The following is a 13,815-nucleotide window of genomic DNA, read 5'->3' on the forward strand; positions in this document are numbered from 1 at the left end:
CCTTATAGATAAGACTATTCGAGTTGCTGAAGTTCACCTGATGGCGTGACGCGCCAGCGGTGCTGGCAAAAATAGAGCAGCGGGTTGTCCTGCTTGCTGTCGCTGTAGCCGCTGTACAGGCGCAGTGGCGTGCCGATACGTTTTTCCAGCTGGACCACTTTTTCATGACCCAGGCAGCGCATCGTCAGCACCCAACCGCCGTAACCGCGGGCAATTTGCGTGGCGATAAGATTCACGCGCGAAAGCCAGGGGGTATTAAAGTAGACCTGCTCCACCAGCGTCTGCGGGGAGCCGGTAATCAGCCAGATGTCGGCATCGTTCGCGTCGAGATAGCCGGTCAGGCGCGCCTGCACCACCGGGAATACGGCAACGTGGCCGCGGAACCACTGCGCAAAATCCTGCTCGAGCTGTTTGAGGCGCGCTTCGCTGTGCCCAAACGTACATCCCCACAGCAGCAGGCTCATCGGCCATCGCGCCGCACGGCCCTTCACCAGCAGCGCGATCCCAATAACCGGTAAGAGCGGTAGCACGAGCAGCGCATTCAGAGGCTGACGCCGCAGCAGGTAACGCATAAACGTACCAAACATATCCTGCTGATGCAGCGTGCCATCCAGGTCGAAAAAGACAACGCGACGCCCGTGATTTGCCAAACCTTACTCCTCTGGGTCGTTGAAACCTAACAGCCAGGTAAACAGGAACCCGGCGATCACCGCTACTAAATAGCCTAACAGATAGAGCACCACTTTTCCGGTCACGATGGTTAATGCCAGCGGTAACCCCGAGAGACCAAAGGTGATGACGGTGGCAACTTTCCAGTAGCTGATCAGCGCCCCGCCTACCGCGCCGCCCAGACAGGCCGCGAGGAACGGTTTACCCAGCGGCAGCGTAACACCGAAAATCAGCGGCTCGCCAATGCCGAGCAGTCCGACCGGGAGTGCGCCTTTAATCATTTTTTTCAGACGCGCGTTGCGGGTTTTCATCAGTACCGCAATTGCCGCGCCGACCTGCCCTACACCCGCCATCGACAGGATAGGCAGCAGCGCGTTATAGCCGTGCGCCTGCACCAGCTCGACGTGGATCGGTACCAGCCCCTGATGCAGGCCGGTCAGCACCAGCGGCAGGAAGGTACCCGACAGCACCGCGCCCACTAACAGGCCGCCGCGGTCAATCGCCAGCGACGCACCGTGGGCAATGGCCTCAGAGATCCACCCGCCTAACGGCTGGAGTGCCACAATCGCTACGCTACCGGTAATCAGCGTGGTCAGCAGCGGGTTGAGAATCAGCTCGATAGAGCCTGGCAGAACCGCGCGCAGCCGTTTCTCGATCCAGCACATTAGGATGACTACCAGCAGCACCGCGATCACCCCGCCGCGGCCCGGCTGAAGCGCCTCACCAAACAGCGTAATCTGCGCCAGCTGCGGGCTGGACAAGATGCCCGCCATCACCCCGCCCATTGCCAGCGATCCGCCAAACACCTTCGCGGTATTCACCCCGACCAGAATGTTCATGATGGCGAACACCGCGCTGCCGAAGATCCCGAGAATCCCCAGCAGGTTCGGATACTGCGTGGCGAAATCCCCCACAATATCCGGCCGCTTGAGGATATTGATGATCCCGGTGATCAGGCCTGAGGCAATAAACGCCGGGATCAGCGGAATAAAGACGTTTGCCAGCTGTCGCAGCGCGTCGCTCATCGGGGCTTTGTATTTCGCCTTTGCCTGGGCTTTGGTGCGCTCAGCATCGTCAATCGATACGCTCGCACTCACGCCCATCAGCGCGCGCATGACATCGACAACCTGCGCCGCTTTCCCTGGGCCGACGATCAGCTGGTGCTGCTGCCCCTGTTTCACGTAGCCGCTGACGCCGGAAAGCTGCTTCAGACCCGGCACGTCGAGCTGGTCGTCGTCATGCACCTCGACGCGCACGCGCGTCATGCAGTTTTCGAGACGCTGAATATTTTGTTCCCCACCAATCCCCTGCAGGATACCGCTGGCGAGCGCTGCTGTTTTGTCCATACACGCCTCTGTTAGTGTTCTAATGCCGCCCGTAAGAAACCGTTATGCGCATCGAGTTTGGCTCTTGCGGCCGCCGCATCCAGCCCGCTTAAGATCATCAAAATGGCCGGTTTAACATCGTGATCGGTCTGTTTGAGTACCGCTTCCGCCTCTTCGCGGCCTGCGCCCGTCGCCTCCATCACCATGCGGCAGGCTCTGTCCACCAGCTTGACGTTGGTGGCCTGCATATCCACCATCAGGTTCTGATACACCTTGCCGAACTTCACCATCGCGCCGGTGGAGATCATATTGAGCACCAGCTTTTGCGCGGTCCCGGATTTCAGGCGCGTGGAGCCGGTGAGCGCTTCCGGCCCGACAACTGGCGAGATAGCAATAGCGGCCACCTGCGCAATCGGTGAGCCAGGGTTGCAGGAGATGGCGACCGTCGTGCAGCCGGTCTGGTTGGCGTATTCCAGCCCGCCAATCACGTACGGCGTACGCCCGGATGCCGCCAGCCCGACCACCAGATCCTTCGCGGTCAGATTAAGATCCTTCAGGTCATCCTCGCCCAGCTGTTTGTTGTCTTCCGCCCCTTCAACGGCTTTCAGCAGCGCACCGGGGCCACCGGCGATCAGCCCAACTACCAGACCATGCGGGACCCCAAAGGTTGGCGGACATTCTGACGCGTCCAGGACCCCTAAACGCCCGCTGGTCCCCGCCCCCATGTAAATAATGCGTCCACCGGCCTTGAGGGCTTCCGCAGCCGCATCGACCGCTTTCGCCACCTCTGGTAATGTCTCTTTCACTGCCTGCGCGACCAGCGTATCCTGTTGATTAAAGCGGTTAACCAGCTCCAGGGTGGAGAGCGCATCCAGATCCATGGTTTGCGGGTTACGTGTTTCAGAAACAAGTGAGCCAAGATTCATTTTTGTACCTCAAGAATTTTTAATTCATAATAATCACACTATAATGGAATATAAAATTCATTCAGGCGAGCAAAATCCGTATTTGCGCAGATAATCACATTTTCGCCAGGAGACCGTATGAACTGTTTAATTCGCATTCGCCAGCGCTACGCAGGCTTTGCCCAAAGCGACAAGAAGCTGGCGGATTTTCTGCTTTCTCAACCCGATCGCGCGCGCCATCTCAGCTCGCAGCAGCTGGCGAGTGAAGCCGGGGTGAGCCAGTCCAGCGTGGTGAAATTTGCGCAGAAGATTGGCTTTAAGGGATTCCCTGCCCTCAAGCTGGCGATCAGTGAAGCGCTGGTCAGTAACCCTAACCCGCAGTCCATGCCGGTGCATAATCAGATCCGCGGAGACGATCCGATGCGGCTGGTCGGCGAAAAGCTGATCAAAGAGAACGTGGCGGCCATGCATGCGACGCTCGATGTGAATACGGAAGAGAAGCTGCTGGAGAGCGTGGCGATGCTGCGCGGCGCGCGGCGGATCGTTCTGACCGGCATCGGCGCGTCCGGACTTGTGGCGCGTAACTTTGGCTGGAAGCTGACAAAAATTGGCCTTAACGCCATCGTCGAGCAGGATATGCACGCCCTACTGGCGACCGTACAGGCGATGGATCCTGACGATCTGCTGCTGGCGATCTCCTATTCCGGCGAGCGCCGTGAGATCAACATGGCCACCGACGAAGTCCTGCGCGTCGGCGGTAAAATTCTGGCGATCACCGGTTTTACGCCGAATGCCCTACAGCAGCGGGCCACGCGCTGTTTATATACCATTGCCGAGGAACAGGCCACGCGCAGCGCGGCTATCTCGTCCACCAGCGCACAAATGATGCTGACGGACCTGCTGTTTATGGCGCTGGTGCAGCAGGATCTGGAGCGTGCGCCCGAGCGCATTCGCCACAGCGAAGAACTGGTAAAGAAACTGGTTTGACGCGTATAATGCCCGCCCAGTTTGTGTTGTTTCTGAGAATTTCCTGATGGCGCTGTTAATTACCAAAAAATGCATTAATTGCGATATGTGCGAGCCCGAATGCCCGAACCAGGCCATTTCGATGGGCGACAGCATTTATGAGATTAACAGCGACCGCTGCACCGAATGCATCGGCCACTATGAAACGCCGACCTGTCAGAAAGTGTGCCCGATCCCCAATACCATCCTGAAGGATCCGGCACACGTCGAGAGCGAAGAGCAGCTGTGGGATAAGTTTGTCCTGATGCACCACGCGGACAAACTTTAACTTTCGATGATCACCGTTGCGCTGGCATAGTGACGCTCATCCGCGATCGTCACGTGGACGTGATTCACGCCGAGCTTCTCTGCCAGCTTTTGCGCCTCGCCCCATAAACGCAGGCTTGGCTTACCCAGCTCATCGTTAAACACTTCAAACTGGTTGAACGCCAGACCGTTACGAATGCCGGTCCCCAAGGCTTTGGCGGCCGCCTCTTTTACCGCAAAACGCTTCGCCAGAAAACGCACCGGCTGCTGATGCGCTTCCCAGATGGCCCATTCGTTATCGCTCAGCACGCGCCTTGCGAGGCGATCGCCGCTGCGGGCGATCACCGCTTCAATGCGGGCTATTTCCACGATATCGGTGCCTAAGCCCAGAATGGCCATTACTGACGCGCTTCCAGCATCAGGCGTTTCATTTCTGCGACCGCCTCTTTCAGGCCGCTCATCACCGCGCGGCCAACGATCGCGTGACCGATGTTCAGCTCGTGCATTTCCGGGATGGCGGCAATGGCCTTCACATTATGGTAGGTCAGGCCGTGACCGGCATTGACCTTCAGACCCAGGCTCGCCGCGTAGGTGGCCGCTTTAGCAATACGCTCCAGCTCTTTCGCCTGCTCGGCATCGTTTTTGGCATCGGCATAGCAGCCGGTGTGAATTTCGATATACGGCGCGCCCACGTCGGCTGCCGCTTTAATCTGGGTGAAGTCGGCGTCAATAAACAGCGAAACCAGGATACCGGCATCAGCCAGGCGCTTGCAGGCATCGCGCATTTTGTCGAGCTGGCCGGCCACGTCCAGACCGCCTTCGGTCGTGACTTCCTGGCGTTTTTCCGGCACCAGGCAGCAGAAGTGCGGCTGGGTCTCACAGGCAATCGCCAGCATCTCTTCGGTGACCGCCATCTCCAGATTCATACGGGTGTCCAGCGTCTGACGCAGAATGCGAACGTCGCGGTCAGTGATGTGGCGACGGTCTTCACGCAGGTGAACGGTAATGCCGTCGGCGCCAGCCTGTTCAGCGATAAACGCCGCCTGAACCGGATCGGGATACGCCGTGCCGCGCGCATTACGCAGCGTGGCGATATGATCGATGTTGACGCCTAACAGTAATTCAGCCATGACAATCCTCGGTTTTCTTTTCGATTCTGTGGTCTAACGTTTCGGCACAAACTGCCTGAATAATTCGCGGCTCTTTAAGGGTTTGCCGCCAAGATACGGCTTGAGGGCAATCCGGGTAAAGCGTTTTGCTGCGCGCAGGGTATCCTGATCGGGAAACTCGCGCTCATAAAGCGCCCTGAGCTGACGCCCGGTAAAGGTGCTGTTGTCGATCACGACGCTGGCAATGAAGCCTTTTTCTTCACGGTAGCGGTAGGTCATGGTGTCTTCCACTTCGTCACCGCTGCCCGCACAGTGCAGAAAATCGACCCCGTACCCAAGATGGCCCAGCAGCGCCAGCTCAAAACGCCGCAGCGCAGGCTCGGGCGTACCGGTTGCGCCAGCCAGCGCCTGGATACAGTGCAGATAATCAAAGAAAAGTTCAGAGAAGCGGGTCTCATGTTCTAGAACGCGTGAGATGAGTTCATTGACATACAGACCGCTGTAGAGCGTGATGCCGGAGAGAGGAAGCGCCAGGGAGACGGCTTCGGCGCTGCGCAGGGTTTTGACTTCCCCTCGCCCACCAAAGCGGACCAGCAACGGCGTGAAAGGCTGTAAGGCACCTTTCAGGTTAGAACGTTTGGAACGTGCGCCTTTTGCAACAAGGCGCACGCGGCCCGACTCTTCCGTGAAGACGTCCAGCATCAGGCTGGTTTCGCTCCAGGGACGACTATGCAGGACAAAGGCGCGCTGCCATCCATCCATATGCTCGTCGTCTTGTGTTACTGGTCTTCGCCGTAACCGAGGCTGCGCAGAGCACGCTCATCATCGGCCCAGCCAGATTTCACTTTCACCCACAGTTCAAGGTGAACCGGCGCTTCGAACATCTCCTGCATGTCCTTTCGGGCTTCGATGCCGATGGTTTTGATCTTGGCGCCTTTATTGCCGATCACCATCTTCTTCTGCCCTTCACGCTCAACGAGGATCAGGCCGTTGATGTCGTAGCCGCCGCGCTCGTTGCTCTGGAAACGCTCGATCTCCACCGTCACAGAGTACGGCAGTTCAGCGCCCAGGAAACGCATCAGCTTTTCACGGATAATTTCAGACGCCATAAAGCGCTGAGAGCGATCGGTGATGTACTCTTCCGGGAAGTGATGAATCGCTTCCGGCAGATGTTTGCGCACGATGCCCGCGATGGTATCCACGTTCAGACCCGTCTCCGCAGACAGCGGAACGATGTCGAGGAAGTTCATCTGGCTACCGAGCCACTGCAGATGCGGCAGCAGATCGGTCTTTTCCTGCACGTTGTCAACTTTGTTGACGGCGAGGATGACCGGCGTTTTGCCGTCGCGCAGCTTGTTCAGCACCATCTCGTCGTCCGGCGTCCAGCGGGTGCCTTCCACAACGAAAATCACCAGCTCCACGTCGCCAATCGAGCTGCTCGCCGCCTTGTTCATCAGACGGTTGATGGCACGCTTCTCTTCCATGTGCAGGCCAGGGGTATCGACGTAGATCGCCTGATACGCGCCTTCAGTATGGATACCGACGATGCGGTGACGCGTGGTCTGCGCCTTACGCGAGGTGATAGAAATCTTCTGCCCAAGCAGATTATTCAACAGGGTGGATTTGCCGACGTTCGGACGTCCGACGATGGCAATAAATCCGCAATAGGTCTTTTCTTCGCTCATTCCAGCTCCAGCATTTTTAACGCCTGTTCGGCGGCAGCCTGTTCAGCCTTACGACGGCTTGAACCTGTGCCCACCACCGGTTCACTCAGGCCACTGACCTGGCAATGGATGGTAAATTCCTGATCGTGCGCTTCGCCACGAACCTGCACCACCAGATAAGATGGCAGCGGCAGATGACGGCCCTGCAAATATTCCTGCAGACGCGTTTTGGGATCTTTTTGTTTATCGCCCGGGCTGATTTCGTCCAGACGGGTCTGATACCAGTTCAGGATCAGCTTTTCGACGGTCTGGATATCGCTGTCCAGGAACACACCACCAATTAATGCTTCGACCGTATCGGCAAGAATAGATTCACGACGGAAGCCGCCGCTTTTCAGTTCACCCGGCCCAAGACGCAGACATTCGCCCAGCTCAAATTCGCGCGCGATTTCCGCAAGGGTATTACCCCGAACCAGCGTGGCACGCATGCGGCTCATATCACCTTCATCCACGCGCGGGAAACGATGATAAAGCGCATTCGCAATCACGAAACTTAAAATAGAGTCGCCTAAAAACTCGAGACGCTCATTATGTTTGCTGCTGGCACTGCGGTGGGTTAATGCCTGTTGCAACAACTCCTGATGATGAAAAGTGTAGCCCAGCTTCCGTTGAAGCCGATTAATTACGATGGGGTTCATGCGATACCAATAAATGAATGCGTCAAAAATGCAGCACACGAAACCGACCTGAGAAAACCAACGCGGTTTCGTGTGCCGTGGCACCCTTGCAGGGCCAACCTTAAACTTCGGGGGAATATTCTATACACAACGACAGGGGATGTCGTTAGTTCGAAGAGATTTATCGGTGAAATAATTCGTGTAGCCGCGTTAATTCGCGGCTACACGTTCATTTAGTGAGAATTAATGGATTCCGCCAATACGATTCAGGCGTACGCCGGTCGGCCATTCGCCTTCCTGCTTCTCAAAACTCATCCAGATTGCGGTCGCTTTACCCACCAGATTCGCTTCCGGCACAAAGCCCCAGTAACGGCTGTCCGCAGAATTATCGCGGTTGTCACCCATCATGAAGTAATGGCCTGGCGGTACAATCCAGCTTGCCAGCTGCTGGCCCGGCTGACGATAGTACATACCCACTTGATCCTGCGCGATTGGCACGGTGAGGATCCGGTGCGTCACGTCACCCAGCGTCTCTTTGCGCTCAACCAGACGAATACCGTTATCTTTGGTTTCGCCTTTCGGTACCTGGAAGAATCCGCTGCTCGCTTCGCCGCCGTTGTGACGGGCAAAGGTCTGCACAAAATCACTTGGCTCAACGTTCGAGTAAGTGATTGGCAGCGCGTTTTCACATGCAGTACCGGAGCTGCAGCCTGGCTGAACGGTGACTTCTTTCGCAACCGGATCGTAAGTCACTTTGTCACCCGGCAGACCTACCGCGCGCTTGATGTAGTCCAGGCGCGGATCTTCCGGATATTTGAACACCACGATGTCGCCACGTTTCGGATGACCGGTCTCGATCAGCGTTTTCTGGTAGATCGGATCTTTAATGCCGTAGGCAAACTTCTCTACCAGAATAAAATCACCAATCAGCAGCGTTGGCATCATTGAACCTGATGGGATCTGGAACGGTTCGTAAATAAACGAACGTACCACCAGCACAATCGCCAGCACCGGAAACACCGAGGCGCCCGTTTCCAGCCAGCCCGGTTTCGGACCGACTTTCTTCAGGGTTTTCGCGTCAATACCATCGCCAGTGGCTGCCTGTGCGGCAGCCTGACGTTCACGACGTTTTGGGGCGAAGATAAACTTATCCAGACACCACAGCAGACCTGTCACCAGGGTAGCAATGACCAGGATCAGGGCAAACATGTTCGCCATGCCAACTCCTTAGGGTTATTTGCCGTCTTTACCAACATGAAGGATGGCAAGGAATGCTTCCTGCGGCAGCTCGACGTTACCGACCTGCTTCATACGCTTCTTACCTTCTTTCTGCTTCTGCAGCAGCTTTTTCTTACGGCTGACGTCACCGCCATAGCACTTCGCCAGAACGTTCTTACGCAGCTGTTTCACGGTAGAACGCGCGATAATGTGGTTGCCAATCGCCGCCTGAATCGCGATATCGAACTGCTGACGCGGGATCAGATCTTTCATCTTCTCAACCAGCTCGCGGCCACGGTATGGCGCATTGTCGTTGTGGGTGATCAGCGCCAGCGCATCCACACGCTCGCCATTGATCAGCACGTCCACACGCACCATGTTGGAGGCCTGGAAGCGTTTGAAGTTGTAATCCAGTGACGCATAGCCACGGGAGGTGGACTTCAGACGGTCGAAGAAGTCGAGTACCACTTCCGCCATCGGGATTTCGTAGGTCAGTGCGACCTGGTTACCGTGGTAAACCATATTGGTCTGCACGCCGCGCTTCTCAATACACAGCGTAATGACGTTACCGAGGAATTCCTGCGGCAGCAGCATGTGACATTCGGCAATAGGCTCACGCAGCTCGTGAATATTGTTCAGCGGCGGCAGCTTGGACGGGCTGTCGACGTAGATCACTTCTTTCGAGGTGGTTTCAACTTCATACACTACCGTCGGCGCGGTGGTGATGAGGTCCAGATCGTATTCACGCTCCAGACGTTCCTGAATGATCTCCATGTGCAGCAGGCCGAGGAAGCCGCAGCGGAAGCCGAAGCCCAGCGCCGTTGAGCTTTCTGGCTCGTAGAACAGGGAGGCATCGTTCAGGCTCAGCTTGCCAAGCGCATCACGGAAGTTTTCGTAGTCGTCAGAGCTGACCGGGAACAGGCCCGCGTAAACCTGCGGTTTCACCTTTTTAAAGCCTGGCAGCGCTTTTTCTGCCGGGTTACGCGCACCTGTCAGGGTATCGCCCACCGGCGCACCGAGGATGTCTTTGATGGCGCACACCAGCCAGCCTACCTCGCCGCATGTCAGCTCGGTACGGTCAACCTGTTTTGGCGTGAAGATACCCAGACGGTCGGCGTTATAGACCTGTCCGGTACTCATAACCTTGATTTTGTCGCCTTTGCGCATGGTGCCGTTTTTAATACGCACCAGGGAGACAACGCCCAGATAGTTATCGAACCAGGAGTCAATAATCAGCGCCTGCAGCGGGGCATCCGGATCGCCTTCCGGGGCCGGAATATCACGTACCAGACGTTCCAGAACGTCGGTCACGCCGACGCCGGTTTTCGCAGAGCAGCGCACGGCATCGGTCGCGTCAATGCCGACAATATCTTCAATCTCTTCCGCGACGCGCTCAGGATCGGCGGCTGGCAGGTCAATCTTGTTCAGAACCGGCACAACTTCGAGATCCATTTCCATCGCGGTGTAGCAGTTTGCCAGGGTCTGGGCTTCTACGCCCTGCCCGGCATCGACTACCAGCAGCGCGCCTTCACAGGCCGCGAGCGAGCGTGAAACCTCATAGGAGAAGTCAACGTGGCCTGGGGTGTCGATAAAGTTCAGCTGATAGGTTTCGCCATCAGCCGCCTTGTAATCCAGCGTGACGCTCTGCGCCTTGATGGTGATACCGCGTTCGCGTTCCAGGTCCATGGAGTCCAGAACCTGGGCTTCCATTTCACGATCAGACAGGCCACCGCAAATCTGGATAATACGGTCAGACAGCGTCGACTTACCGTGGTCAATGTGAGCAATGATCGAAAAGTTACGTATGTTCTTCATATAGTTAAATAATTATGCCTTACGAATTCCTGGAGGCCGCTGTTCTTAGCCTGACGTTTTTCAGTGCGAAAACGCAGCATTCTACACTACATCTCCGCTACCTGGAAATGGACTTAGCGCCAGGTATAGCGTGAAGAAAGGACGTTTTCTGTTTTAAGACGTAAAAATGACAAAGCCCGATGAATCACCGGGCCTCAGAAGAGAGCGTCTCAACGCGAAGCTGGTCTGGCGCCAGCCCAACGCTGAGAATGACAGGCTGCCACTCCTCGCGCGCGGCAAGCGTCGGGGAGAGGCCTTTGGCAAGCCAGAATCCCCCCAGACCACCTAATGCGGCACCGCACATGGCGGCACCGTCGGTGCCAAACAGCATCTGGAAAACGCCGCCCATGATAAACAGCCCGAGCAGCGGAGAGAGATAGACCAGCATGGCGGAACTGAGCAGGCTGCCTTCCGCGATGCCGAGTTCAACCTTCTGCCCGGCCATCAGCGGCTGTTCGCTCGGCACAGAAATCGTGTGCGAGGTTTGCGGCCCGAGCTTATTCAGCACGCGGCTGCCGCAACCGGCTCGGGATGCGCAGCTATTGCATGAGGCTTTTACATCGCAGCTCACCAGCGCGATGCCGTTTTGCCACGAGACTACCGTCGCCCATTCTTTGATCATTGTGCGGCCCTGAATTTAATGCTGTCGGAGATGCGCTTCGCCGTTTGCGGAGGAAGTTCCCCCACAATGGTGATCTCTGCATTATCGCGTACCGTTGTGCTCACCGTACGGCGCCCGGTACGCAGAATTTGTTCAGTGCTGTTTGCCGTTGCGCGATTGATATTCACCGAGAAGCTGAACAAACCATCGGAATAGAGGCGTGATTCCACCGGCGTTTCAATCGTTGGCAGCTGGCGACGGCTGCTGGACACTTCGCTAAATCCTTGCGGGATCCAGGCAGGTACCCAGTTGAAATTAACGGAATCGCCTGCCGGAACGGAAAGCAGCGGCGGCAGGCTGGCCTTAGCCAGATTCTGCATGCTGTTGCCAACCTGGTTATTCACGCTAAAGGAGATAACGCGGAACTGTTCCAGCGTTTCACCGTCACGGTCAAGCAGGTCTACACGCATGGGGAGTTTGGTTTCCGCGTCAATCCAGACAATATAGCTGTAGCGCGTTCCATCCCGGGCGACAACGCGGATCACCTCACACAGTCTGTCCGCAATACGTGTACGCCCTACCGAAATAAAATCGTAGTAAGGGGCAAGCCGTTTGAAGTCGGTGTAAATGAGTGACGGCAGGGAATCAACGATATAGTCGCCATTGAGCGTGAAAGGCTCCAGGCCGGGTTCGAAATAGCTGATTTCGTTACCACGCTGGACAACTTCCCGACGCGGGCCATCCATCTGTAAAAGCTGGGCGAGCGGCTGATTATCAAGACGGGCATGGCGATAGCGTAACGACTCGACGCCCTGCTTATTGATGCTGATAAATGCCAACTCGTAATTGAGTGACTGGCTGGCCAGATTCATTTGCTGCAACAACGCCCCGGATGATACATCAGCCGAGGCGTTGGCAGAGAAGAACAGGCTACCCGCCATCAGAGACATGGCGAACCAAAGTTGCTTCATTACTGCGATTGCGTTCCTAAAGTTTGGTTTCCGGGCACCTGCACAGCAGCTTGCTGTGTCTGCGCCTGCTCAAACTGAAGCTGTTCAGAGTGCAGACGACGCTGCAACTCGTAATCCTGCAACATCGCATTAATGCGACGGCGCTGCTCCTGAACCTGCTGTTGCTGGCCGCCGCTGGCGGAAGCATCAGCCGGTACGCCCAGGCTTACCGGGCTGGCTTTGCCCATCATCGGCAGTGTGTTAAACACTGGCGCTTCTGGCTGCTGATTAGTTTCAGACTGAGTATTATAGTGCTGGACGCCAACGATAACTGCAAGCGATACGCATGCAGCCACACCCATTTGGGTAAGCTGGCTGGCCCACGGACGCACCTTTTGCCAGAATGGCATTTTCTGCCACTGGTGAGGTGCGGGTTGAGCTTCAGGAATCAGCGGAGTGGTCTGATGAACAGGCTCATTCTCAATCGCCGCCATGACGCGGGCTGAGATATCGAAATGGAGAACCTCGCCGGTGTCACCGCGAAGGGTGTCACGGATGAGATGGTAACTCTCCCAGGTCTCTTGCATTTCGGGAGAATGAGACAGCTCGTTGAGCAGCTCACTATCCACCGTTTCACCATCCATTAAAGCGGAAAGTTTTTCTTTCTGCATGCCTAATACCTTTTCCAGTATCCCGCTATCGTCAACGCCTGATAAGCGGTTGAACTTTATTATCAATAGCTTCTCGCGCACGGAAAATTCGTGAACGTACCGTGCCGACCGGACAATCCATGATAGCGGCTATCTCTTCATAGCTCAGACCATCCAGCTCCCGTAACGTAATTGCCATGCGTAAATCTTCCGGGAGCGACTCGATCGTGCGAAAAACGATTTGTCTCAGTTCTTCTGACAACATTAAGTTCTCAGGGTTCGAAATTTCTTTCAATGCGCCGCCACTTTCGAAGTTTTCGGCGTCGATTGCGTCCACATCACTAGAAGGCGGACGACGGCCCTGAGCGACCAGATAATTCTTTGCCGTATTGACCGCAATACGGTACAGCCAGGTATAAAAAGCACTATCTCCCCGGAACGAATCCAGCGCGCGATAGGCCTTAATAAAAGACTCTTGCACCACATCAGGCACATCACCTGACGGTACATAGCGGGAAACCAGGCTCGCCACCTTATGCTGGTAGCGCACCACCAGTAAGTTAAAGGCTTTCTGATCTCCCTTCTGGACCCGTTCAACCAGGACCTGGTCCGTTAACTGCTCGCTCATCCGAGGTAATGTCTCCCCAAACCTAAATTCCACGCGTTATCGAAACGCCACTCTAAAAATACCGCACTTTGAGCAAGCACCGAATTAGAGTGTCTGATCTTCAATAAGTTCCGTAACGCCTTTGTTTTTGTTCATCGCGCCGCAGACTGTTCATTTTCTCTCATTATAAGTCTGTTCACGATACGCACCACTTTCTGACAAGAAACATCTTTTTCCCGCCAGAAGAGTAACGCAACCCAGTCTTTATTTCATCACAAAATCTGACGCTAACGATCTGCTTCGCAAAATAATTT

17 protein-coding genes are annotated in these 13,815 nt (G+C 55.9%); 2 read left to right on the forward strand and 15 right to left on the reverse strand.

Annotation, left to right across the window (positions count from 1 at the left end):
* Positions 1-14: 14 nt before the first annotated feature.
* Genes yfhb through murQ form a run of 3 tightly spaced genes read right to left on the reverse strand, consistent with a single transcriptional unit; the run spans position 15 to position 2,920 of the window.
* A complete protein-coding gene (yfhb, locus tag FHC48_RS08230; protein WP_220420519.1) occupies positions 15-650 on the reverse strand; it encodes a phosphatidylglycerophosphatase C in 636 nt (211 codons plus the stop codon).
* 3 nt (positions 651-653) lie between these two features.
* Positions 654-2,015 (reverse strand): PTS transporter subunit EIIC, encoded by a 1,362-nt coding sequence (locus tag FHC48_RS08235; protein ID WP_119312212.1) that lies wholly within the window; start codon positions 2,013-2,015, stop codon positions 654-656.
* A gap of 11 nt (positions 2,016-2,026) precedes the next feature.
* Positions 2,027-2,920, reverse strand: coding sequence for an N-acetylmuramic acid 6-phosphate etherase (murQ, locus tag FHC48_RS08240; protein WP_021241879.1), 894 nt, complete (start codon positions 2,918-2,920; stop codon positions 2,027-2,029).
* A gap of 117 nt (positions 2,921-3,037) precedes the next feature.
* On the opposite strand from murQ, the gene FHC48_RS08245 reads away from it, so the two are divergent.
* Together FHC48_RS08245 and FHC48_RS08250 are read left to right on the forward strand one after the other, a co-directional pair.
* Entirely contained in the window at positions 3,038-3,886 is an 849-nt protein-coding gene (locus tag FHC48_RS08245; protein WP_008502176.1) for a MurR/RpiR family transcriptional regulator, read from the forward strand.
* A 46-nt stretch (positions 3,887-3,932) separates the two neighbouring features.
* Positions 3,933-4,193 carry a YfhL family 4Fe-4S dicluster ferredoxin gene (locus FHC48_RS08250; protein ID WP_008502177.1) on the forward strand — a complete coding sequence of 87 codons (261 nt, stop codon included), beginning with the start codon at positions 3,933-3,935 and terminating at the stop codon, positions 4,191-4,193.
* Here FHC48_RS08250 and acpS read toward each other — a convergent pair.
* The 12 genes from acpS to rseD all read right to left on the reverse strand — a co-directional run bounded on the left by acpS (position 4,190) and on the right by rseD (position 13,602).
* Positions 4,190-4,570, reverse strand: a complete 381-nt coding sequence (gene acpS / locus FHC48_RS08255) for a holo-ACP synthase (RefSeq protein WP_032653060.1) — start codon at positions 4,568-4,570, stop codon at positions 4,190-4,192. The genes FHC48_RS08250 and acpS overlap by 4 nt on opposite strands.
* The gene (gene pdxJ, locus FHC48_RS08260; protein ID WP_023325885.1) at positions 4,570-5,301 is read right to left on the reverse strand and encodes a pyridoxine 5'-phosphate synthase; all 732 of its coding nucleotides are present in this window, start codon (positions 5,299-5,301) and stop codon (positions 4,570-4,572) included. The genes acpS and pdxJ overlap by 1 nt, the downstream gene beginning before the upstream one ends.
* Before the next feature lie 33 nt (positions 5,302-5,334).
* Positions 5,335-6,042 carry a DNA repair protein RecO gene (recO, locus tag FHC48_RS08265; RefSeq protein WP_008502180.1) on the reverse strand — a complete coding sequence of 236 codons (708 nt, stop codon included), beginning with the start codon at positions 6,040-6,042 and terminating at the stop codon, positions 5,335-5,337.
* A gap of 17 nt (positions 6,043-6,059) precedes the next feature.
* Complete coding sequence (gene era / locus FHC48_RS08270; RefSeq protein ID WP_220420520.1) at positions 6,060-6,965, reverse strand: GTPase Era; 906 nt, start codon at positions 6,963-6,965, stop codon at positions 6,060-6,062.
* Positions 6,962-7,642: a ribonuclease III gene (rnc, locus tag FHC48_RS08275; RefSeq protein WP_003860711.1), complete on the reverse strand. Its 681-nt coding sequence runs from the start codon at positions 7,640-7,642 to the stop codon at positions 6,962-6,964. The genes era and rnc overlap by 4 nt, the downstream gene beginning before the upstream one ends.
* A 222-nt stretch (positions 7,643-7,864) precedes the next feature.
* The gene (lepB, locus tag FHC48_RS08280; protein WP_008502182.1) at positions 7,865-8,839 is read right to left on the reverse strand and encodes a signal peptidase I; all 975 of its coding nucleotides are present in this window, start codon (positions 8,837-8,839) and stop codon (positions 7,865-7,867) included.
* 15 nt (positions 8,840-8,854) lie between these two features.
* Positions 8,855-10,654: a translation elongation factor 4 gene (gene lepA, locus FHC48_RS08285; RefSeq protein ID WP_008502183.1), complete on the reverse strand. Its 1,800-nt coding sequence runs from the start codon at positions 10,652-10,654 to the stop codon at positions 8,855-8,857.
* Positions 10,655-10,838: 184 nt separating this feature from the next.
* Complete coding sequence (rseC, locus tag FHC48_RS08290; RefSeq protein WP_008502184.1) at positions 10,839-11,315, reverse strand: SoxR-reducing system protein RseC; 477 nt, start codon at positions 11,313-11,315, stop codon at positions 10,839-10,841.
* Positions 11,312-12,265, reverse strand: a complete 954-nt coding sequence (gene rseB / locus FHC48_RS08295) for a sigma-E factor regulatory protein RseB (RefSeq protein ID WP_008502185.1) — start codon at positions 12,263-12,265, stop codon at positions 11,312-11,314. Before rseB ends, rseC begins: the two co-directional genes overlap by 4 nt.
* Positions 12,265-12,915: an anti-sigma-E factor RseA gene (gene rseA / locus FHC48_RS08300; RefSeq protein ID WP_008502186.1), complete on the reverse strand. Its 651-nt coding sequence runs from the start codon at positions 12,913-12,915 to the stop codon at positions 12,265-12,267. Before rseA ends, rseB begins: the two co-directional genes overlap by 1 nt.
* A gap of 31 nt (positions 12,916-12,946) precedes the next feature.
* Entirely contained in the window at positions 12,947-13,522 is a 576-nt protein-coding gene (gene rpoE, locus FHC48_RS08305) for an RNA polymerase sigma factor RpoE (RefSeq protein WP_006176728.1), read from the reverse strand.
* Positions 13,519-13,602: a rpoE leader peptide RseD gene (rseD, locus tag FHC48_RS23790; RefSeq protein ID WP_223605340.1), complete on the reverse strand. Its 84-nt coding sequence runs from the start codon at positions 13,600-13,602 to the stop codon at positions 13,519-13,521. Before rseD ends, rpoE begins: the two co-directional genes overlap by 4 nt.
* Positions 13,603-13,815 lie beyond the last annotated feature (213 nt).

This window comes from Enterobacter sp. EC_50 (genome assembly GCF_019584525.1).
Classification (GTDB): domain Bacteria; phylum Pseudomonadota; class Gammaproteobacteria; order Enterobacterales; family Enterobacteriaceae; genus Enterobacter; species Enterobacter roggenkampii.

Excerpts from the sequence above, each read along its gene's own strand:
- rseA (WP_008502186.1), bottom strand. The coding sequence starts at position 12,915 with ATGCAGAAAGAAAAACTTTCCGCTTTAATGGATGGTGAAACGGTGGAT.
- pdxJ (WP_023325885.1), bottom strand. The coding sequence starts at position 5,301 with ATGGCTGAATTACTGTTAGGCGTCAACATCGATCATATCGCCACGCTG.
- rseB (WP_008502185.1), bottom strand. The coding sequence starts at position 12,265 with ATGAAGCAACTTTGGTTCGCCATGTCTCTGATGGCGGGTAGCCTGTTC.
- rpoE (WP_006176728.1), bottom strand. The coding sequence starts at position 13,522 with ATGAGCGAGCAGTTAACGGACCAGGTCCTGGTTGAACGGGTCCAGAAG.
- recO (WP_008502180.1), bottom strand. The coding sequence starts at position 6,042 with ATGGATGGATGGCAGCGCGCCTTTGTCCTGCATAGTCGTCCCTGGAGC.
- FHC48_RS08250 (WP_008502177.1), top strand. The coding sequence starts at position 3,933 with ATGGCGCTGTTAATTACCAAAAAATGCATTAATTGCGATATGTGCGAG.
- lepB (WP_008502182.1), bottom strand. The coding sequence starts at position 8,839 with ATGGCGAACATGTTTGCCCTGATCCTGGTCATTGCTACCCTGGTGACA.
- lepA (WP_008502183.1), bottom strand. The coding sequence starts at position 10,654 with ATGAAGAACATACGTAACTTTTCGATCATTGCTCACATTGACCACGGT.
- rnc (WP_003860711.1), bottom strand. The coding sequence starts at position 7,642 with ATGAACCCCATCGTAATTAATCGGCTTCAACGGAAGCTGGGCTACACT.
- murQ (WP_021241879.1), bottom strand. The coding sequence starts at position 2,920 with ATGAATCTTGGCTCACTTGTTTCTGAAACACGTAACCCGCAAACCATG.
- FHC48_RS08235 (WP_119312212.1), bottom strand. The coding sequence starts at position 2,015 with ATGGACAAAACAGCAGCGCTCGCCAGCGGTATCCTGCAGGGGATTGGT.
- FHC48_RS08245 (WP_008502176.1), top strand. The coding sequence starts at position 3,038 with ATGAACTGTTTAATTCGCATTCGCCAGCGCTACGCAGGCTTTGCCCAA.
- era (WP_220420520.1), bottom strand. The coding sequence starts at position 6,965 with ATGAGCGAAGAAAAGACCTATTGCGGATTTATTGCCATCGTCGGACGT.
- acpS (WP_032653060.1), bottom strand. The coding sequence starts at position 4,570 with ATGGCCATTCTGGGCTTAGGCACCGATATCGTGGAAATAGCCCGCATT.
- rseC (WP_008502184.1), bottom strand. The coding sequence starts at position 11,315 with ATGATCAAAGAATGGGCGACGGTAGTCTCGTGGCAAAACGGCATCGCG.